We start from the raw sequence: 21,586 nt of genomic DNA, 5'->3' as shown, positions 1-21,586 counted from the left end.
ATGGCGACTAATATTATAGAAACGATAGGGTTATACAAAAGATTCGATCAAGTTACCGCATTGGCAGATATTAATATTACAATCAAAGAAGGTGAATTTATTGCAATAATGGGGGCTTCTGGTTCTGGTAAAACAACACTCATGAATATTCTGACTGGATTAGATACCGCCACAGAGGGAAAGGTCATTATTGATGGTATTGATACCGCTCAATTAGATGAAGTGGGTCGCCAACGATTCAGAGCAGAACGCATTGGCTTGGTTTTCCAACAATTCCATTTAATCCCCTATTTAACTGCATTGGAAAATATTATGCTTGCTCAGCATTACCATAGTGTTGTTGATGAAGATTCTGCAAAGTTGGTACTGGAACAAGTTGGACTAGGGCATCGTATCAATCATAGACCAAGCCAACTTTCAGGTGGGGAACAACAACGTGTATGTATTGCTCGTGCGTTAGTTAATCAACCTCCTGTAATATTTGCGGATGAACCGACAGGAAATCTGGATGAAAAAAATGAAGAGTTAGTCTTAAATCTATTAACCGAACTCAATAAACAAGGACGAACCATTGTTATGGTGACCCATAATCCTGAACTAACAAAACTCACAAATAGAACTATATTCTTACAACATGGAAAATTTTTACGTGAACAAATAAACTAAGGAAATCACTATGTCATCTCGTATTTTTAAAATTATTAATACCGCCTTACTCTCCGTTGCTTGTATTACCCTTGTAGCTTGTAAAGATGAAGTTGCTACAGTTGGAGGCTCTGCTCCAGATTTAGCTACATTTGACTTACAAGGCAATCCAGTGAGTTTACAAGAAAAACAAGGTAAACCTTTGTTATTAACATTCTGGTCTGGTGCTTGCGGTATTTGTGTAGAAGAATTATCTGAATTTCAAAAGTTACAAAGCCAATATCCAGATAACCTACAAATTCTTGCTATTAACATTGATGGAGAATCTGCAAATACCGAAGAATTAGTAACTAAGAGAAACTTGGTTTTACCCGTAGTTAAAGATCAATTAAATATCACAGCTGAACGTTATCAATTAAAAGGAACACCAACTTCTTTTATTATTGATTCAAATGGTAAAATTCTTAACAAATATGAAGGATTAATTCCAGAGGAAGAATTAGAGGTCTTATTCAAAGGGTAACCAAATGAAACTGCTTTACTCAGTCATACTGTTGATTACAAGTGCAAACCTATTTGCAAACCCTGAACCTACGGTAGCTGATGCCGAGAAGGGAGCAAAGCTATTTAAGCAATCCTGTGCGACATGCCATGGCAAAACCGGGGAAAAATCAGCAATGAATCAATCAAAAATAATTAATCAGCTCAGTGCAGATGATATTGTTTTATCGTTACAAAATAGAAAAGCGGGAACTATTTCAATTTCTAAAGCAGGAAATAGAATTAAATCTAAATTATCTGAACAAGATATGAAAGATATTGCTGAATTTCTGCAAAAAATAGAATAGAGGTGAGAATAGCCCAAGCTTAAATGATATGCGTGGGCTAATCTAAATCTAGCTAAGTTGTAGAGGAGGAACTTTTTTCCCCATTTTTTCATAGAATTCTACAACAAAATCATCAAATCTATCATCTTCAATCGCCTGACGAATTTGAGCCATTAAACGTTGATAATAACGTAAGTTATGGATTGTATTTAATCTAGCCCCCAAAATCTCACCACACTTATCTAAATGATATAAGTAAGCTTTTGTATAATTTTTACAAGTGTAGCAATCACATTCAGGATCAAGTGGCGTTGTGTCATTTCGATACTTAGCATTACGAATTTTAACGATGCCATCAGTCACGAATAAATGCCCGTTACGTGCATTACGTGTAGGCATAACGCAATCAAACATATCAATGCCTCGACGTACACCTTCAACAAGATCTTCAGGTTTCCCTACTCCCATTAAATAACGAGGTTTATCTTGTGGAATCTGAGGGCAAACATACTCTAAAATACGATGCATATCTTCTTTAGGCTCACCTACAGCCAATCCACCGACAGCATAGCCATCAAAGCCTATTTTAACTAATTCTTCCGTCGAAATTTTGCGTAACTCTTCATAAACACCACCTTGAATAATCCCAAAAAGTGCATTCTTATTACCAAGCTCATCAAAACGATCACGACTACGTTTAGCCCAACGTAACGACATTTCCATTGATTGTTTTGCATAGTCAAATGTTGATGGGTAAGGAGGACATTCATCAAAAATCATCACAATGTCAGATCCTAAGTCATATTGAATTTCCATTGACTTTTCTGGCGATAAGAATATTTTTTCACCATTAATAGGATTTTGGAAATGCACTCCCTCTTCCTTAATTTTTCTTAACTTTCCTAAACTAAAGACTTGGAAACCACCCGAATCCGTTAAAATAGGTCCATGCCATTGCATAAAATCATGCAAATCACCATGCTGACGCATAACTTCTTGTCCTGGGCGCAACCAAAGATGAAACGTATTTCCTAGCAAAATTTGAGCCCCTGTTGCAGCCACCTCTTCAGGCGTCATACCCTTTACCGTGCCATAAGTTCCCACTGGCATAAATGCAGGGGTTTCTACATGATACTCACCTTTAGGGCGAGAAAAAGTCAGTCGCCCTCTTCGAGCTTGACCACTTGTTTTCTTTAATTCATATTTCATTTAATTCTCCTACGAATAAACAGTTCGTAAATAATAGTAATAAACTAGATAATGTTATGAACATTATACATTAAACAGAGATGTAGAAATCTTAAAATACCTACATGACTTACCTCACATGATAAATTTCTAAACAGCATTTTGATAACTCATTACTTTATGCTAAAATAGTCAAAAGATAAGGAAATTTTATCTATTTTTTTTAATTTTTCCTTATTTTACACTTCACATTTTATATTTATTGTCAAAATAACATAATTATTTTTACCAAATACGTTTTGTAACAAAATAGGAGTATATTTTGTTTTTGTCCAAATTGATTAATGATCGATCTTCATTTAATCCTTTCGTTATATCCATAACATTATTTTTAGTAATTGTCATTGTTGCTTTAACACTCATTTTACCTGAGCAAAGCCAATCTGTTCTAGATTGGGCTAAAGCTGGTGTTTTTGCCAATTTTAGTTGGTTTTATATTCTTTCTTTCTCTATATTCTTATGTTTTCTTTTCATACTATCAGTCAGTAGCTTAGGAAATATAAAATTAGGATCTAATGAAGAAGAACCTGAATTCTCATTTCTTTCATGGTTAGCAATGTTATTTGCTGCTGGTATGGGAGTTGGTTTAATGTTCTTCGGTGTAGCTGAACCCTTAACTCACTTCTCATCATCTATTACTACTGGTTCATTAGAACACAAACAACAAGAAGCATTGCTACATACATTCTTCCACTGGGGCATTCATGCTTGGGCTTGTTACGCTGTAATCGCACTTGCGTTAGCTTACTTTGGGTTCCGTTATAAATTACCACTTGCATTGCGCTCTTGTTTCTATCCTCTCTTAAAAGATCGCATTAACGGTAAATTAGGTGATATTATTGATGTCGTTGCATTAATTGCCACTCTCTTTGGTATTATTACCACATTGGGATATGGCGCATCTCAACTTGGTGCAGGCTTAGAGCAAATTGGAATACTAAGTGAAAGTAATTTTTCAACTCAGGTTATCGTTATTCTTGTCGTTATGACTCTTGCTGTAATCTCTGCAATTTCAGGTGTAGGTAAAGGTGTTAAAATGCTAAGTGAAATCAATCTTGGATTGGCTTTTGCACTTATGTTATTTGTATTAATTGCAGGACCTACACTATACTTATTATCTTCATTCAGTGATAACTTAGGAAGCTACCTCAGTGGTGTAATTCAGTTAAGTTTTAAAACTTATATCTACGAAACTGAAAATACTGGATGGTTTACTGGTTGGACTGTCTTATACTGGGCATGGTGGTGTTCTTGGGCTCCATTTGTAGGACTATTTATTGCTCGTATTTCTCGCGGACGTACTATCCGTGAATTTATTTTTGGTGTGCTCGCCATCCCATCTCTTTTCTGTATTTTATGGTTTACTGTTTTTGGTAATAGTGCTATTTGGTTAGATACTAATGTTGCAGATGGTGCTTTAAGTGCATTAACTTCATCACCAGAAACATTGTTATTCCAATTCCTAGATTACTTACCATTATCAACAATTACTGGTATTCTTGCTCTTGTAATTCTTTCATTATTCTTTATTACATCAGCTGACTCTGGTATCTACGTATTAAATAATATCTCTTCTCGAGATAAAAGTTTATCATCACCACGTTGGCAAGCAATTATGTGGGGTGCAATCATGTCTATTGTTGCTATTGTACTTATGAGTCAAGGTGGTTTAGGTACTCTACAAACTATGACACTAGTTGTTGCTCTACCATTTGCCATCCTTATGCTTATTATGTGTGTTAGTTTATGGAAAGGTGTTACTGCCGATAAGAAATACTTTGAAGCAAAAGTTACTCCAACTAGTGTATTCTGGAATGGTGATAAATGGAAAGAACGCCTTGGTCAAATGCTTGTACAAACTCAAGAAGGTGATATTATCAAATTCTTAAAACAAACTGCATTACCAGCAATGCGTGAATTACGCCAAGAATTAATTGGAGTACATAATTTAAATGTTGAGGTTATTCAAGATCTTGAAGATCCAGAAGAGCCAAGTGTAGAAATCATTATTCATAAAGAAGCTATGCGTGACTTCAAATATGGCATCAAATGTATAAGCCATGAAGTTGCTGAACAATTAATCAGTGATGATGGTTTACCACACATTCAACATACAAAAACTTATCAACCTATCACTTATTTCTTTGATGGACGAACAGGTTATGATGTACAATACATGACACGTAATGAACTTATCGTTGATATCTTAAAACAATATGAACGTTACATGACATTACTTGATAATGTTGGTCAAGAGTTAATGGCTCACGAACAAACTGAATTAGCAGAATAGTTCTAATCCATTATTCAATAAAAAATAATCAGGGGGCGTTTATCGCCCCCTAAACAGATCTAGGATTTATGTTTCCATTTAAAATTGATTCTACATTTAACAAAAAAGTTGTTTACAGTAGCTTGATTCTTTGTAGCATAATCATCGGGTTTGTTATCTTTAAGCCAGAATGGACACTCACACACCTTTATTCCATCAAACAAACTATATTTAAAGAATTCAGCTGGTTTTACGTTCTTACCAGTGCTTTCTTTATCTTCTTTCTTGGTTTTTTATCATTAAGCCGATATGGCGATATAAAACTAGGCGCAGATGAAGAAGAACCTGAATTTAGCCAAGGAGCTTGGTTTTCCTTACTTTTTACAGCAGGAATGGGAATTGGAATTATCTTTCTTGGCATAGCTGAACCACTTTCTCATGTTGCTTCCCCCCTCTCAGAACAATACGTTGAGCGAGAAGCGTTATTTCAAAGTATTTTTCACTGGAGTATTAATGCTTGGGCGATATATGGTGTTATTGCGCTTGCTATCGCTTATTTCGGTTTCAGATATAAATTACCCTTATCACTACGCTCTTGCTTTTACCCAATATTCAAACAAAAAATTGATGGTGTACTTGGTGATATTATTGATATTTTAGGCTTGTGTACTACTCTATTTGGCCTAGTCACGACTCTTGCTTATAGTGCTGTCCGATTAACTAATGCCTTTGCAGATTATAGGATTTCTATTCAAGTAATTCTAGGTGGAATCTTTATCGTCGCCATATTACTATCTATGAAAACATTGGCCAATGGGCTAAGAATCATTAGCCAAATAAACCTAACCTTATCTATCATTTTACTTATTTTTGTATTAATTGCCGGCCCAACCGCCTATTTAATGTCAGCCTTTACTGAAAATATTGGATACTATCTAAGTGGTTTCATTAATACAGGCTTTCGCACTTATATTTATGAGCCTGAAAAAACAAAGTGGTTTACAGATTGGACAATTTTGTATTGGGCATGGTGGTTCTCTTGGGCTCCTTCTTTTGGGATTTTTATTGCCCGTATTTCTAGAGGACGAAGCATTCGAGAATTTATTTTTGGTATTCTCATTGTACCCAGTATATTCTTTATTATTTGGTTTTCTGTATTTGGCAATAGTGCTATTTGGATCAATGACTATTTAGCTGATGGTAAACTAAATGAACTAATTAGTCAGTCAGGAAGATTACTTTTTGCCTTTTTAGATTATTTACCTTTTTCATCTATTTCTTACTATATAACTGTAGCAATTATCCTACTGTTTTTTATTACAACCATTGATTTTGGTATCTATATTTTAAATAACATCTCATCGCGAGATAAAAGTATTGTTTCACCTAATTGGCAAGCAGTCATGTGGGGAGGATTATTAGCAGGTATTACTTTTATTCTTTTTCGTTCAGGTGGATTAGATGCACTCCATTCAACCATGCTTATTTTCTCTTTGCCTTTTGTCTTTCTCATGTTAGGAATGGCATATAGTTTGGTTAAGGGACTACAATTTGACTATTACTACTATAATATGGAGTTGAATAATCAAGGTTGGGATAAGAAAGAGTGGCGTGATCAACTGACCGAATTGCTTACAACCCACGATAAGAAAGAAATGCTTTTCTATTTAAAACATACTGTTTTAACCGCCATGCGTGAATTACGTCAGGAGTTAATTGGTATTTATGATCTCAATGTTCATTTAGAAACTGAATTTGAACAATCGCTACCTAAAGTTTTATTTAGCATAGAAACGCCAAATAAACATCCTTTCAGCTATACACTAGAAGCACAATTAGAAATTATCGAAAATGCAGAATTGGATAATGAACTAGAAAAAACATATCCTCTACAAGTTACCATTAACGACAATGAACTAAGCTACGAAATTCAGCATATTGGGAAGAAAGAACTGATTGTCGATATTCTGCAACAATATGAGCAACATTTACAAAACTAGCAACAATCCTCTCTTTAACTTAAATAGGGATTACATCAAGCAATCGTTTGCTTAAATAAAATGTCTTGTGTAGAATGCTCGCCTAATTTTTTATCATCTGTCTTTTGAGGTCTATCATGTCTTTTCAATCTCTGTTTCAATTAAAAGAACGAGGCTCTAACGTTAGACAAGAAATCATTGCAGGTTTAACTACCTTTCTTGCTATGGTTTACTCCGTCATCGTTGTTCCAAATATGTTAAGTGCAGCTGGTTTCCCTGCTGATTCTGTTTTTATTGCCACCTGTTTAGTTGCAGGTCTAGGATCAATCTTAATTGGTTTATGGGCAAATGCACCAATGGCAATCGGTTGTGCCATTTCACTTACTGCATTTACTGCCTTCAGCTTAGTGCTTGGGCAAGGAATTAGTGTACCCGTTGCATTGGGTGCAATTTTCTTAATGGGCGTGGTATTCACTCTAGTTTCTGTAACAGGAATCCGTGGTTGGATTTTACGTAATCTACCATCAAGTATTGCTCATGGAGCAGGTATTGGTATCGGATTATTCTTACTTTTAATTGCAGCAAATGGCGTGGGTTTAGTGGTAGGTAATGATGCAGGCTTACCAGTAAAAATGGGCGAGTTTACCTCATTCCCTGTTATTATGGCGTTAATTGGACTCGCTGCTATTATTGGTTTAGAACGCTTACAAGTGAAAGGCTCAATTCTATGGGTCATTATTGCTATCACAATCATTGGATTAGCCATTGATCCCAATGTTAAATTTGAAGGTAGTGTCTTCAAGCTACCTAGCTTTGGCGAAAACTCTCAACTATTTAATTTAGATATTATGGGCGCATTAAATACTGCTATTCTTCCAGTCGTATTTGCCCTCGTGATGACTGCAATTTTTGATGCCACAGGGACAATCAGAGCCGTAGCAGGTCAAGCAAATCTACTTGATGAACAAGGTCAAATTATCAATGGTGGTAAAGCACTTACCTCTGACTCAATGAGTAGTATTCTTGCAGGTTTATTTGGTACTGCACCAGCTGCTGTTTATATTGAATCTGCGGCAGGTACAGCAGTGGGTGGAAAGACAGGTCTAACAGCGGTCGTTGTGGGTATTCTTTTCCTACTTATGCTTTTCTTCCAACCTCTTGCATTTTTAGTGCCGGGATATGCCACTGCACCAGCACTCATGTACGTTGGGCTGTTAATGTTGAGCAATGTCTCTAAATTAGACTTTGATGACTTTGTTGGCGCAATGTCTGGTTTAATTTGTGCGGTATTTATTGTACTTACTGCTAATATCGTTACAGGTATCATGCTTGGCTTTGCAAGTTTAGTACTTGGCCGTATTATTTCAGGCGAAGTGAAAAAACTTAACATCGGTACAGTAATTATTGCTGTTGTTCTTGTTGCATTCTATGCACTAGGCTATGCAATTTAATCGATAGAATTAAGGGCTAAGTATATACAACTTAGCCCTTAATGCTTCAATACTACTCTACTTATTTTCTAGTACTTTATGATTCTCAAATTTAATTGTTTGGGTCTCCATCTTTTGTAATTTACCCTCTTTTACCAAACGCTCAAATTCTGCATCGCCATAAATGAAACGAGCAGAACGTTCATCATTATAATAATCTGTTGATTCACAACCTAATAACCCAATTAAACACAACGACATTAATACAGCTTTTTTCATATTTTTCTCCATATTTTAATTAACTACAAGCGGTGAGTTCTTCCTAATTTTTTGTAAAATAAATTACTCTTATTGCTTCAACAATGTTTTTTACCTTACTAAACCAAGGGCAAAATGCCTTTTTCTTTTTTAGTTCCTCTTTTGGTTTTGACTCTGCCATTTTTTCCTTCCAAGCATTTATCCAATCCTCTAAAGGTTTATCATAATCAAATTCTTTCATAAAATCGTAGGGGTCTTCGTAATGCTCTAATGGCTTATATTCAATTAATTCTTTAGGTGCTATCGGGCTATCTATATCCAAATCAAAACCATGAATGGCTGCAATTTTGGCATACATTAAAACTTGCATTTGTAGGTAAAAATCAAACCAAAGGTTATTATCATAAACTGCCCATTTAGCTGCTCTTGGTTCTAATAATTTTTTCAAGGCAGCTTCCATACCTTCAATATTTTTATCACACAAGGCAACGTAAAACTCGTGGTCGGGTATCCGCTTGTTATCTTCTTTTACCTTTTTAGGTTCATTTAAAAAAACTTCAGCTCGCTCTTTTAATTCTTGCCAATCTCCAGCTAAAGCCAAAAGAGTATTTTTTAGAAAAAAAGAATGAGTATCTGTTCTTTTATATTTATCTTCAAAATCATTACGATGATTAATTAAAAATTGAATTAATTGTGGATTATCCGACATAATGGGAACAAAAAAGCTAGAAGTATTTATACCATGAATCCATCCTAGAGAATCTTCACTGCCTAATATATCTAATTTTGCCCCAACATAAGCATCTTGTTTAAAAGCGGGTACATTTCCCTCTAAAAGTAATCGTAATGATGCTCGAGCTTCATAATATGTTCCAATCCACTTCATACAAAATAACGGATTGCCAAAACCTGTTTTAATGAATCTCAAGTCTTTCTGTAAAGTACTTTCAGATGACTTTTTAGGGATAAATATATTTTTTTTAGGATCTAATTCATAAAAATCTGAGAACCCCTTTTCGTCAAGATAGGCAGAACTTTCTTTTACATGCTCTACACTTTCTTGGTAGGTTCTCTGGCAAGCACTACCAATATAATACATATAGTTTTTTGCCATACTAAGTTCTTTAATTTTTGACATATTCGTTATTTCCAAAGCTAATTGTTAGTCGCCCTTTATTTTTTAAACCACGAAAAAATCCTATTTTTTAATCTATTATTTTCTTTATCGGACTTCACTTTTTCCATACGAGAATTACATAAATCAATCCATTCTTGATGCGGATGCTCAAAATTATATTCTTTCATAAAATCATAAGGATCTATATATTCTCTTAAAGGATTATATTCAATTAATTCTTTTGGTGCAGTTGGATGATCAATATTTACATTAAATCCATGAAGTGCTGCTATTTTGGCTAGTATTAGCACTTCTATATTAAGATAAAAATCAAAAAAAACATTGACACCATAATTCTTTCTCTTAGCTATTTTTAAATCTAATAATTTAGTCAATGCAGAATACATTTTATCAACATCTTTTTCATAAAGACCTAACAAAAATTCATTACAAGGTAGATAATACTTAATTACCTTTGATGCTTTATTTTCATTAAAGAAGAAATCAATACGATATTTTAGCTCATTCCATCTTCCATTTACTGCTAATAAATAACTTTTAAAGAAAAACTCAGCAGGATCTGTTTTCTTATATTTACCACTATTAACATTATTCATATATTCAACGTAACAATGATAAGATTTTATATAATTTAATAAAACTGGACTATCTGACATCAGACCTAAAAATAATCCTAATGACATACGTGTTTCTTTATCTGCTAATATTTTTAATTTAGCAGCCACATAAAGATCTTGTTTAAATGCTTGAATATCACTATTTTTCAATAATTCATAAGAAGCTTTAGCTTCATAACGAGAAGAAAGAACACAAACACAACCGAATATATTCCCTGTTGCCGTTGTAATAGCATTTACAAAACATCGTATACTGACATCATCATTACCATTTTTATGGTCTTTATCTAAAATATATTTTGCCCCACTCAGCACATGAGCTACGCTTTCAGAATAGCTCCGACCTGCTTCACTACCAATATAATACATATAGTTTTTAGCTAGACTCAGTTCTTTCTTTTTTGACATCTTGGTAACTCCATGTCCTACAATATAGATGCTTGTACAATATTCAAAAGCCTCCATTGTTGCTTTACCTAATGCTTCATCTGAAATGGTTAATGGGTATTCAAATTTTATTGCTTTCTTATTTTCATCTTTTACAGAAGTAAATGATCCCAAACTATAATTATGGCAGGGTTCTATGTATAACATATCATTATTAACTTTTATTATCAGAAAAATGGTATCCTTATAAAGGCTCGTTTTATTTTTATAGCCATAAGTTGCCATCACTTTTTTTCTTCAAGTTGAGTGAATTTATCCATTTCATCTTGATTATTCCAATGATACATAAATACATCATCAGTAACCTCTTTACTTTCCGATAATTTTGCTCGAATTTCTTTCCCAAAATCTTCAAATGGAATATCTAGATCTAAATAACTTACTTTTTGATTAATATCAGCAAATCTTAAACGTGCTATTAAATTTGCTGTTATAGATATATATTTACTTGTTTTTTCAAGAGTAATATCTTTTTTCATTATTTAACCTTTTTTAAATAATAATCACGCTATACATTTATATCTATTAACTACAAGCGGTCTGTTTTTCCTAATTTTTTGTAAAATTATATATTATTCCCTGATTTCTGAAACAAAAATGCGGTCACATCTGAGTAAGCTTTTCACTAAACTCAAACTGACCGCATTTCTATACGTAAAAATTCAGGTTTATTTAATTTGCCTCTCTATGTACATTCAATGGGGCAAAAGTTTGTGCAGTTGGCATGACTTCAACACGATTGATATTCACATGTGGGGGTTGCTGATTGAGCCATAACACGATATTCGCAATATCTTCGGGTGTGACTGATTGTACATTCTCATAAACCTTAGCGGCTTTTTCATCATCGCCTTTAAAGCGAACATTTGAAAACTCGGTTCCACCACTCAACCCCGGTTCTACATTGCTTACTCGGATTGCTGTCCCCGCTAAATCTGCTCGTAAATTTAAACTGAATTGCTTAACAAACGCTTTTGTTGCCCCATAGACATTACCACCCGGATATGGATAAGTCCCCGCAATTGAGCCAAGATTAATAATATGCCCTGAATTTTTTTCAACCATTTCAGGCAAAATTAGGCGTGTCACAGTAACTAGCCCCTTGATATTCGTATCGATCATTTGATACCAATCTTGTAAATCCACTTTATTGGCAGGTTCTAAGCCAAGGGCTAATCCTGCGTTATTCACGAGTAAATCAATGGATTTCCAACCTTCAGGACGATTAGCTAATGCCTCTTCTGTTTGTTTAGCATCACTTACATCAAAAGCTAAAGGTAAAAAGTTTTCCCCCAACTCTGCTTTGATTTCAGCTAAACGTTCTGCACGACGTCCTGTACCAATGACTTTATAACCTGCAGAAACTAAACTTTTGCAAATTGCTAAGCCAAATCCTGCCGTTGCACCTGTAACTAATGCTGTTTTCATTGTTTTACTCCCTATATTATTTATTATGATTAAAATTACAAAATTATTGAACAATCTTACTGCTTATTTATACCTCATCAATAACAAATTCAAACCAATCTATCACATCTTTTTCATGAATACCGTGTTTAATGAGAATATCGGCATGTTTTACCGACTCTGGATCTTGTGAAATAAGAGGGTGCCAATCAAATAACGCTTTTCCCTCATACAAAAGGCGATAAGCACAAGTTTTAGGTAACCAGTGAAAATCAGGTAAATTGCGTTTGGTTAATTTTGTACAGTCATGCTCAATTTCAAAGCGATTGAGATAATTACTGCATTTACCAGAATCTACATCTAATAAATTACACGCAACAGATGTGTAGAAAAGACGCTCTCTTTTTCCTCTACCTTGAAGATATTTACGATAGCAACATTTTCCACAACCATCGCATAACGCTTCCCATTCCGCTTCATTCATCTCCATCAACGATTTTGTTTGCCAAAAGAAAGGCGTTATTTCAAGTTTTCTGCCCATTAACGTATAACAACCGCAGTGCCTGTTGCAACGACAATAAACATCCCTTTATCGCCGCCCATTGATTGATATTCAAAGGAAACGCCAACAACAGCATTAGCACCTAACTTTTTTGCTTCTTGTTCTAATTCCGCTAATGCATTTTGGCGGGATTGGTTTAATTTACTTTCATACACACCAGAACGTCCACCAATAAAGTCAGTCACACTGGCAAATAAATCACGCAGAAAATTAGCCCCAGCTACCACTTCGCCAAAAACGAGTCCTTTATATTCAATAATTTCCTTCCCTTCAAATGAAGGCGTAGTCGTAATTAACATTTATGTTCCTCTTCTAATTGTTGTTTAAGCGATTGCAGTGCAATAGCTCTATGTGAAATTTTCTTTTTCTCTACGGTTTCTAATTCCGCAAAGGTGCATTGTTTCGGCGGATAGAAAAAGAGTGAGTCGTAACCGAAACCATTATTCCCTCTTTCTTCACGTAAAATCGTGCCAAAACATTCACCTAATGCAATTTTAGGTGTGGGATCTTTTTCATGTTTTAGAAACACAATACAGCTGACAAATTTCGCGGTACGATGTTCCTCTGCTACAGAATCTAATTCTTTCAATAATTTTTCACGATTTGCAACATCATCCCCATCTACACCCGCATAGCGTGCTGAGTATAATCCCGGCTCGCCACCTAATGCCTCAACGGATAATCCTGAATCATCCGCAATGGCTGGTAGTCCTGTCATTTGAGATGCATAGCGTGCTTTTAGCAATGCGTTCTCAACAAAAGTTAAGCCTGTTTCTTCTGGACTAGTTAAACCGAATTCGCTTTGTGCAACAACATCCAAGCCAAATTCACTTAGTACGTCTGCCATTTCCTTGACTTTACCTGCATTACCTGTCGCAAGCACCACTTTAATTTTTTCCAACGTTAATTCCTCATTCTCAATTTTGCAAATTTTTGCTCTAAACTGACCGCTTGGTCCTATAAATTAATCATACAAACTTGGATCATCTTTGTTCGGACGCGTTTTGAAACGACGATGTAACCACATATATTGAGATTGCGCTTTCATAATTTCTGTTTCAACCAATTTATTCATTTTCGTCGCAATAACGATTTCATCTTCATTTGCCTGAATATCAGCAGGTGGGCTAATTTTCACGGTATATCCTGAAAAATCATCATGTCGAATTGGAGAAAAAGGTACAACTAAGCTATCTGGTGCAGATTTTAGTAAGATTGCCGTACCTGTTGTGGTGCAAGCATCTTTGACCGCAAAAAATGGCACAAATACACTTTTTCTTCGCCCATAATCATGGTCTGGCGCATACCAAATTGCCTCTCCTGCTTTTAAAGCAGCGATCATACCGCGTAAATCTTTTCTATCTAACATTGCTTTATTCGATCTCACGCGTCCTCTAAACTGAAACCAGTCAAATAGCGGATTATCATTCGGACGATAAACGCCCACGCCTTGATAATGTAATCCAACAATTCTGGCTCCTAATTCTAAAGTGAGGAAATGTACACCAATAAACAATACGCCCCTTTCGCCACTATTTTGAAGATGTTCAATACCTTCAATCTTAGACCATTTTAAAACACGCTTATCCGACCAAAACCACGCCATGCCTGTTTCAATGATCGCCATTCCCACAGACTCTTGGTTCTTCGCTAAAATCTCATTGATCTGTTGTTCGGTATAATCAGGGAAACATAATTCAAGGTTGCGACGTGCAATCTGCATTCTTCGTTTACCAAATCCTAATGATACAAATAATTTGCCTAGCCCTTTCCCAATACGTACTAAAACAGGATAAGGTAAACATAAAACAAGACGAAATATCCCAAAACCAATCCACAATCCCCAATATTTTGGATGCAGAAATTGCCATTGAAATGGTGGTAACTGTTTTTGATTCATATTTTTCTCTTTTCCCATAAAAACTGATTATTTTATTTCAGTAATGTTCAATTCATTTGAATATTAAGTTGGAATTATAGTCGAAAACACACGAAAAGTGTTAAGTAGATCAAATTTTGCAATTTTGCTCAAGAGTAAGTATTGAAATTTCTGCAAGAAACACATAACTTTAAGATAACTGATAAATAATGATGTTTATTGGTTTTAGATGTTTTAATTAAGAGGAAAATGCTATGACAATCAATATTTCAAGCAAACAAATGGATGTTACCCCAGCAATTCGCTCTCACATTGAAGACCGTTTATCAAAATTGAATAAATGGAAAACACAACTTATCAGCCCACATTTCATGATCCACAAATTACCTAATGGTTACGAAGTTGAAGCCTCAATTGGTACTCCCGCAGGAGAACTTTTTGCAAAAGCTCAAGATGAGGATTTATACAAAGCGATTAACGACGTCGAAACTAAACTCGAAACCCAACTCAATAAACAAAAACAAAAAGGGGAAGCCCGTCGTACTGATGATAGTTTAAAAAACTTGAATGAGGTTGTGGAATAACTATTTGATTAGCAAACTAATTAGATAAAAATAATGAGCCGAACACCATGTTCGGCTTTTTTAATCATTTAAAAACAAGGGTCCTAAACGTCCTTTAGGCAGATTGAAATGTTCGGGATAATGAACATCAACCAAATATAAACCTTCCGCTTTTGCCGTTGGCGCGGCGAGTTTTCGGTCTTTTTGTTCTAACAACCATTTAATCCATTCTATCGGTTGTTTACCCTGTCCAACTTCAATTAAGCTACCGACAATATTACGTACCATATGATGCACAAAGGCATTCGCTTGAATATCGACGATAACATAATCTTGCTGACGGGTTACTTTTAAATGATGCACATTTCGCCAAGGGGATTTTGATTGACATTGAGCTGCACGAAATGAACTGAAATCATTCTCGCCTAGCAGAAATTGCCCTGCTTCGTGCATTTTTTCGTGATCAAGCGGAGGATGATAGAGAGAAACGCCAAATGGCAAAATCGCAGGGCGTAATTTTTGATTATAAATAATATAACGATAACGACGAGCTGTTGCACTAAAACGAGCGTGGAAGTCATTACTCACTTCAACTGCCCATTTCACTGCAATATCAGAAGGTAAATGGACATTTGTCCCAAAACACCAACTTTTTAATGGGCGATCTGCTTCCGTATCAAAATGAACAACTTGCCCTGTTCCATGAACGCCAGAATCGGTTCTGCCTGCACAAAAAACTTCACAAGGGGAATTTGCAACAATCGACAATGCTTCTTCTAATTTTTGTTGGACGGAATCTAAATGTTGTTGCCGTTGCCAACCATAATAACGACTGCCATCATATTCAATCCCTAATGCAACTCTCATTTGCAAATTTTTCCTTTTATCTGACCGCTTGCTGTTTTATTATCGGTTAATCAATGATAAAAACTCTTTACGGGTTTCTCTATCTTGTAAGAACACTCCGCCAAATGCTGACGTCATTGTTTGGCTATTGGTGTCTTTTACTCCACGACATTTCACACAAAAGTGGGTCGCTTTTACATACACCGCCACGTCTTCCGTTTCTAAAATGGTTTGAAAAGCCGTTAAAATTTGTTCGGTAAAACGTTCTTGCACTTGTGGGCGTTGAGCAAAAAATTGTACAACACGGTTGATTTTCGACAACCCGATTACCCAATCTTTTGGATAATAAGCAACGGCTACGGATCCATCAATCGTCACAAAATGGTGTTCGCAAGTACTCGTTAGCGTAATATCATCAACAATGACCATTTCACTCACTTTCATCTGATTACGAATTTTTGTGATTTTAGGAAAAGTCTGGTAATCCAGTCCGCTAAAGATTTCATCCACATACATTTTAGCTAAACGGTGTGGCGTTTCTTCTAAGCTATCATCTCGTAAATCTAGCCCGAGTAACTCCAGTACAGCTCGCATATGCTGTTGAATTTCCGCTCGACGATGATCTTTATCTTTTTGGTGGGGAATGGTCGGCGTTTCAATACCCTTAGCCAATAACGCCTCTTTAACACTCTGGGCTTCTGGAGAAATGGTGTTCATTGAATATCCTCTAAAATTTTAAGGCGAAGATTCTATCAAATTGCCTTAAAAAAACAATGCAGCACAACGAAAAGACAGCAAAAAGACGATGAAAAGATATTAAAATCATGCTAGATTATTGAAAATTATTCTTGATTAATTAAACCAGTAAATTATGGCGTATTATCATTTTAATTCCGATTTCGTATCCAACTCACAACAACCCTTTGTTAAATCCCTATTAAATTGCAAAGATTTCTCACAATCTGACCGCTTACTTGGCTCATCAACAGGAAGAGGGATTACTTGGTTTTTGGATACTAAAGCTGAATTAGCGATAAATAGCGTGTTACGTCATTACTATCGAGGGGGCTTATTTGGCAAAGTCATCAAAGATAGTTACCTATTTAATGGCATTGAAACGACCCGAGCCTATCAAGAATTTAAACTGCTTAAACAATTATGCCAATGGAATATTCCAGTTCCACACCCACTCGCTTTAAAAATTCAACGGTTTCTATGTTTTTATCAAGCTGACATACTACTGGGGAGAATAGACAACACTCAAGACCTTAGTCAGTTTTTACAAATTTCAAAATTAACTACCCAACAATACCGTGCTATCGGACAGCTAATCCGCCAATTACATGATCATCAAGTCCATCATTCCGATCTCAATATTCATAATATTTTAATTGGTAAAAATGATGGGAAATTTTGGTTAATTGACTTCGATAAATGCCAAATTCAGTCTGGCGAAGAATGGAAAAAAGACAATTTATCACGCTTAAAACGATCATTCGATAAAGAAAAAGAACGCCTTAATATTCATTTTTCTGAAAAGAATTGGGATGCGTTGTTGAAGGGGTATAATTCGTTAACTAATTAATACATATTATTAATGACTAAATGAGAAAATATAAAACTATAAAAAAAACCATGACAAGTCTTAAATAAAACAAGACCGTCATGGTTTTATGATCTATTTACTCTATAATTTGACTTCTTCCTCGATTTCTTCACCTTGTAAAATACGTTTAGCACTATCTATTGCTATGTGAACAAGGTTTTCTATCGCTGTGTATGTGTGGAATGCAACGTGAGGAGAATAAAGCACTCTATCATGTTTCAACAATCTCAAGAATACATCATCAGTAACATCATCAAGATTGACTTTTCTATTAAAGTAAGGTCCTTCGAATTCATAAGTATCAATAGCCGCAGCTCTTATTTGATTATTATCAATCGCATCTAATAAGGCTTCTGTATCAACCAAACTTCCTCTTGCTGCATTGATGAAAATAGGCTTCTTTTTAGCAAGGCTAAAGAGTTTTTTATCAAACATGTGATAACTTTCTTCTGATGCTGGAATATGCAACGTAATAATGTCAGATTGTTCGACTAACTCTTCAGCACTTGAAACATAGGTTAAAATATCTTCTAATGCCTTATTTGGAGCGATATCATAAGCAATAACTTTAGCGCCTGTTTTACTAAATAGTTTAGCTATTTGGCTTCCTATGTTACCTGTCCCTATAATACCAACCGTTTTATGTCTAATTTCTGTACTTGTATTTTCGTCAGTAAAACGAAAATCACCGAGTTTATTATTCTTTTGGATGATATCAATATCTCTAGAAAAATACATTGCATTTGTAAATGCAAATTCTGCGATAGCAAATGGAGAATAAACTGGTACTCTCGCCAAGCGAATGCCTAATTCTTTGAGTAATTTTAAATTATACATATCAAAACCAGCTGATCGAGTTGCAAAGACTTTCACCCCAGCTTCTTTCATTAAATAATAAGCAGTCTCAGGAATCGCGGGGACTTGACTCGCAATCACGCCATCGTAACCTTTCTTGATATGAGACATTGTTTCTTCTGTAATGTGATCGGTATAAACATCTAATTCAATTTCTGGATGATTTTTTTTATAGGAAGCAATCGCTTCTTTTTCATCTTCTCTTGCACTAAATAAAATAAATTTCATCATTATTCTCCCTATTTTAATTTGTGAACTCAACAATATGATAAACATATCATTTAGCCACCTTTAGCTAAAATAACATCAACCACTCATATGCCAATTACTGTAATAGTATATGTTAACTCCCTAATAAATTATTAATGCCATAGACAAACTGTGGAATGTGGATTGGTGTGTATTTTTCCCCTCAACAATTTAAACCTAGCAAACTGATTAAAGAGTAACATTTTTATAACATAAATTGAAAAACTAGGGCAAGTAGAAAAATTAATCTACTTTTATGTTTGTTACTATGCCCTGAAAAATAAATTCATTGAAATAAAAAGGACTGAGTTCAATCTAAGATCAAACACAGTCCTTAAAGTAATTGTCTAACTTTTCAAGTTGTAAATCAATTTAATCCAATTTCAACTCTTCTTTTACTTCTTCGCCTTGTAAGATACGTCTAGCGCCCTCTAGTGCTATATGAACCAGATTTTCTAACGCTGTATGTGTATGGAAAGCGAGGTGTGGAGAATAAAGGACCCTATCATGTTTTAACAATCTCAAGAAAACCTTGTCTGTCACATCCTCAAGGTTGACCTTTCTATTGACATAAGGTCCCTCAAATTCATAAGTATCAACAGCCGCTGCTCTTATTTGATTATTATCTAGAGCATCTAATAAAGCTTCTGTATCAACTAAACTTCCTCTCGCTGTATTTACCAAAATAAGATTATTCTTAGCTCGCGCAAAGAGTTTTTTATCAAATAAATGATAATCTTCTGGTGTTGCTGGAGCGTGGAGTGAAATAACATCTGACTGTTCAACTAACTCTTCAATACTCGAAACATAAGTCAAAATATCTTCCGCTTCCTTACATGGATAAACATCATACCCAATAACTTTAGCTCCTGTACTCTTGAATAACTGAGCGGTTTGACGTCCTATGTGACCAGTTCCGATAATACCCACTGTTTTATGTCTAATTTCTGTACTTGTATTATCATCAGTGAAAAGGAAATCACCGACTTTATTATTCTTTTGGATGACATCAATATCTCTCGAAAAATACATTGCACTCGTAAATGCAAATTCCGAAATGGCAAATGGGGAGTAAACTGGCACTCTCGTAAAACGAATACCTAATTCCTTAAGTAATTTTAAATTATACATATCGAAACCAGCTGATCGTGTTGCAAAAACCTTAATACCAGCTTCTTTCATCAAGTGATAAGCTGCCTCAGGAATCGCTGGCACTTGACTAGCAATAATGCCGTCATAACCTTTCTTTATGTAAGGCATTGTCTCTTCCGTGATATGATCAGTATAGATATCTAATTCAATTTCTGGATGATTTTTTTGATAAGATGCAATTGCTGCTTTTTCATCTTCTCGAGCGCTAAATAAAATAAATTTCATCATTATGCCCCTTCTTAATGTTTAAACTAAAAATATGATGATCATATATAATTTAGCCATTTTTATTAAAACAATAACTTTCTATCAATAGATTAACTACTTTAATAACAAAAATGCAACTAAAAGGAATGATTCTATAAAATAATAAGTACTAAAAAACTTATAGTTCAATAATTATTAATTATAGAATTTTTAAAAATTAAATGAGATAAAAAGTAATTTCACTTTAAACCCAATCTAATTGTAATACTTTTAATTATATTTGTGTAGACATTATATTTAATTAGATAAACTTTAAAACTTATAGTGCAATAATTATTAATTATAGAATTTTTGAAAAATTAAATAGGATAAAAATTAATTCTTTAAATATTTTCTAATTGTAATGCTTTTAATTATATTTGTGTAGATATTCTATTTAATTAGATAAACTTTAAAAATTATAGCGAAATAATCATTAATTATAGAATTTTAAAATATCAAATTAGATAAAAAGTAATTTATTGAATATTTTCTAATTTTAATACTCTTAATTATATTTGAATAGATATTCAATTTAATTATAAAATTTATTATATAAAATTTTATTTCTTCTGTTGCTCTGCTCTTTTTCTACGAATTTCTTTTGGATCAGCAATCAATGGACGGTAGATTTCAATACGATCGCCATTTTCGACTAAGTCTGTGAGTTTTGCTGGGCGGCTAAAAATGCCGATTTTATTTTCTCGTAAATCAATTTCTGTATATTTTTCTAGCACGCCTGATTGCAAAATCACATTTTGAATCGAAAGTGGTTTATCTAGGTATAACTTCTTCAAAAAATATTTGTCTGGATAGGCATAAACTACTTCTACAACAATTTTTTCGGCTTGTTCAGACACCATAAACCTCCTTCGCTCTTACTTTAAAGGCATTGACCATTTTAATGGTAAGCTCATTAAAAATTTTCCCGAAAGCCATTGCAATTAAAGTATTGGAAAATTCAAAATCTAACTGAAACGAAATTTTACAACTCTGTTCATCAAAGGGTTCAAACGTCCAAGCCCCCGTCAAATAACGAAAAGGTCCATTTAATAATTCCATCGAAATTTTTCGATTAGGAATCATTATATTATGGGTGCTAAAACGCTGGCTGATACCTAGCTTCTGAATCACTAACTCGGCGTTAAGTTCGTTCTCTCCGATACTTAACGTGGTCGCTCCCACACAACCAGATAAAAACTGGGGATATTTTTCATAATCATTCACAAGCTGATACATTTGTTCAGCACTATAAGCGACCAATGAAGATTGATTTATTGTTGGCATAATTTTTACAGCTAAAATTTATCATATCCACATTTTATCACATTCGTTACAAGCGGTCAGTTACTGTCAATTT

General features: G+C 34.5%; 24 protein-coding genes. 8 read left to right on the top strand and 16 right to left on the bottom strand.

The features are described from left to right. The 3 genes from A6A10_RS03405 to A6A10_RS03395 are packed head-to-tail and all read left to right on the top strand — an operon-like array spanning window position 1 to window position 1,493. Window positions 1-666, top strand: a complete 666-nt coding sequence (locus A6A10_RS03405; RefSeq protein WP_121121971.1) for an ABC transporter ATP-binding protein — start codon at window positions 1-3, stop codon at window positions 664-666. A gap of 10 nt (window positions 667-676) precedes the next feature. Then, entirely contained in the window at window positions 677-1,168 is a 492-nt protein-coding gene (locus A6A10_RS03400; RefSeq protein WP_121121973.1) for a TlpA family protein disulfide reductase, read from the top strand. Between the two features lie 4 nt (window positions 1,169-1,172). Further along, entirely contained in the window at window positions 1,173-1,493 is a 321-nt protein-coding gene (locus tag A6A10_RS03395; protein ID WP_121121975.1) for a c-type cytochrome, read from the top strand. Between the two features lie 48 nt (window positions 1,494-1,541). Here A6A10_RS03395 and tgt read toward each other — a convergent pair whose 3' ends face one another. Beyond that, entirely contained in the window at window positions 1,542-2,681 is a 1,140-nt protein-coding gene (gene tgt / locus A6A10_RS03390) for a tRNA guanosine(34) transglycosylase Tgt (RefSeq protein ID WP_121121977.1), read from the bottom strand. 301 nt (window positions 2,682-2,982) lie between these two features. On the opposite strand from tgt, the gene A6A10_RS03385 reads away from it, so the two are divergent. The 3 genes from A6A10_RS03385 (at window position 2,983) to A6A10_RS03375 (ending at window position 8,422) form a co-directional block, all read left to right on the top strand. Then, window positions 2,983-5,013, top strand: coding sequence for a BCCT family transporter (locus A6A10_RS03385; RefSeq protein WP_121121979.1), 2,031 nt, complete (start codon window positions 2,983-2,985; stop codon window positions 5,011-5,013). Window positions 5,014-5,081: 68 nt separating this feature from the next. Beyond that, a complete protein-coding gene (locus A6A10_RS03380; protein WP_121121981.1) occupies window positions 5,082-6,992 on the top strand; it encodes a BCCT family transporter in 1,911 nt (636 codons plus the stop codon). A gap of 116 nt (window positions 6,993-7,108) precedes the next feature. Further along, window positions 7,109-8,422 (top strand): NCS2 family permease, encoded by a 1,314-nt coding sequence (locus A6A10_RS03375; protein WP_121121983.1) that lies wholly within the window; start codon window positions 7,109-7,111, stop codon window positions 8,420-8,422. Between the two features lie 57 nt (window positions 8,423-8,479). Here A6A10_RS03375 and A6A10_RS03370 read toward each other — a convergent pair whose 3' ends face one another. From A6A10_RS03370 to A6A10_RS03330, 9 genes are all read right to left on the bottom strand, one after another. Beyond that, window positions 8,480-8,680, bottom strand: coding sequence for a hypothetical protein (locus tag A6A10_RS03370; RefSeq protein WP_121121985.1), 201 nt, complete (start codon window positions 8,678-8,680; stop codon window positions 8,480-8,482). Between the two features lie 43 nt (window positions 8,681-8,723). Continuing rightward, a complete protein-coding gene (locus A6A10_RS03365) occupies window positions 8,724-9,797 on the bottom strand; it encodes an immunity 49 family protein (protein WP_229583617.1) in 1,074 nt (357 codons plus the stop codon). Between the two features lie 35 nt (window positions 9,798-9,832). Beyond that, complete coding sequence (locus A6A10_RS09650; protein ID WP_121121987.1) at window positions 9,833-11,086, bottom strand: contact-dependent growth inhibition system immunity protein; 1,254 nt, start codon at window positions 11,084-11,086, stop codon at window positions 9,833-9,835. Further along, a complete protein-coding gene (locus tag A6A10_RS09645; protein ID WP_121121989.1) occupies window positions 11,086-11,340 on the bottom strand; it encodes a contact-dependent growth inhibition system immunity protein in 255 nt (84 codons plus the stop codon). Before A6A10_RS09645 ends, A6A10_RS09650 begins: the two co-directional genes overlap by 1 nt. A 193-nt stretch (window positions 11,341-11,533) precedes the next feature. After that, entirely contained in the window at window positions 11,534-12,289 is a 756-nt protein-coding gene (locus A6A10_RS03350) for an SDR family oxidoreductase (RefSeq protein ID WP_121121991.1), read from the bottom strand. Between the two features lie 67 nt (window positions 12,290-12,356). Then, complete coding sequence (locus A6A10_RS03345; RefSeq protein ID WP_121121993.1) at window positions 12,357-12,809, bottom strand: YcgN family cysteine cluster protein; 453 nt, start codon at window positions 12,807-12,809, stop codon at window positions 12,357-12,359. After that, on the bottom strand, window positions 12,809-13,129 hold the full coding sequence (locus A6A10_RS03340; protein ID WP_121121995.1) for a YbjQ family protein: 321 nt from the start codon (window positions 13,127-13,129) through the stop codon (window positions 12,809-12,811). The genes A6A10_RS03345 and A6A10_RS03340 overlap by 1 nt, the downstream gene beginning before the upstream one ends. Then, on the bottom strand, window positions 13,123-13,731 hold the full coding sequence (gene rdgB, locus A6A10_RS03335) for an RdgB/HAM1 family non-canonical purine NTP pyrophosphatase (protein ID WP_121121997.1): 609 nt from the start codon (window positions 13,729-13,731) through the stop codon (window positions 13,123-13,125). The genes A6A10_RS03340 and rdgB overlap by 7 nt, the downstream gene beginning before the upstream one ends. Before the next feature lie 63 nt (window positions 13,732-13,794). Then, window positions 13,795-14,730 (bottom strand): Kdo(2)-lipid IV(A) acyltransferase, encoded by a 936-nt coding sequence (locus A6A10_RS03330; RefSeq protein ID WP_121121999.1) that lies wholly within the window; start codon window positions 14,728-14,730, stop codon window positions 13,795-13,797. Window positions 14,731-14,963: 233 nt separating this feature from the next. On the opposite strand from A6A10_RS03330, the gene hpf reads away from it, so the two are divergent. Then, window positions 14,964-15,293, top strand: a complete 330-nt coding sequence (gene hpf / locus A6A10_RS03325) for a ribosome hibernation-promoting factor, HPF/YfiA family (protein ID WP_121122001.1) — start codon at window positions 14,964-14,966, stop codon at window positions 15,291-15,293. A gap of 60 nt (window positions 15,294-15,353) precedes the next feature. Here hpf and truA read toward each other — a convergent pair whose 3' ends face one another. Both truA and folE read right to left on the bottom strand, forming a co-directional pair. Next, complete coding sequence (gene truA / locus A6A10_RS03320) at window positions 15,354-16,139, bottom strand: tRNA pseudouridine(38-40) synthase TruA (protein WP_121122003.1); 786 nt, start codon at window positions 16,137-16,139, stop codon at window positions 15,354-15,356. 39 nt (window positions 16,140-16,178) lie between these two features. Continuing rightward, window positions 16,179-16,835: a GTP cyclohydrolase I FolE gene (gene folE, locus A6A10_RS03315; RefSeq protein WP_121122005.1), complete on the bottom strand. Its 657-nt coding sequence runs from the start codon at window positions 16,833-16,835 to the stop codon at window positions 16,179-16,181. A 154-nt stretch (window positions 16,836-16,989) separates the two neighbouring features. On the opposite strand from folE, the gene A6A10_RS03310 reads away from it, so the two are divergent. After that, window positions 16,990-17,703, top strand: a complete 714-nt coding sequence (locus tag A6A10_RS03310) for a 3-deoxy-D-manno-octulosonic acid kinase (RefSeq protein WP_121122007.1) — start codon at window positions 16,990-16,992, stop codon at window positions 17,701-17,703. 102 nt (window positions 17,704-17,805) lie between these two features. On the opposite strand, the gene A6A10_RS03305 is transcribed toward A6A10_RS03310, so the two are convergent. From A6A10_RS03305 to A6A10_RS03290, 4 genes are all read right to left on the bottom strand, one after another. Further along, the gene (locus A6A10_RS03305) at window positions 17,806-18,810 is read right to left on the bottom strand and encodes an NAD(P)-dependent oxidoreductase (RefSeq protein WP_170143753.1); all 1,005 of its coding nucleotides are present in this window, start codon (window positions 18,808-18,810) and stop codon (window positions 17,806-17,808) included. A gap of 390 nt (window positions 18,811-19,200) precedes the next feature. After that, on the bottom strand, window positions 19,201-20,208 hold the full coding sequence (locus A6A10_RS03300; RefSeq protein WP_121122010.1) for an NAD(P)-dependent oxidoreductase: 1,008 nt from the start codon (window positions 20,206-20,208) through the stop codon (window positions 19,201-19,203). A 581-nt stretch (window positions 20,209-20,789) separates the two neighbouring features. Then, entirely contained in the window at window positions 20,790-21,089 is a 300-nt protein-coding gene (locus tag A6A10_RS03295) for an RnfH family protein (protein ID WP_121122012.1), read from the bottom strand. Next, a complete protein-coding gene (locus A6A10_RS03290) occupies window positions 21,079-21,513 on the bottom strand; it encodes a type II toxin-antitoxin system RatA family toxin (RefSeq protein WP_121122014.1) in 435 nt (144 codons plus the stop codon). The genes A6A10_RS03295 and A6A10_RS03290 overlap by 11 nt, the downstream gene beginning before the upstream one ends. Between the last annotated feature and the right edge of the window lie 73 nt (window positions 21,514-21,586).

The organism is Otariodibacter oris, from assembly GCF_009684715.1.
Lineage (GTDB): Bacteria > Pseudomonadota > Gammaproteobacteria > Enterobacterales > Pasteurellaceae > Otariodibacter > Otariodibacter oris.
The sequence above is the reverse complement of the archived record's forward strand: the minus strand, read 5'-3'. Positions and strand labels throughout refer to the sequence as shown.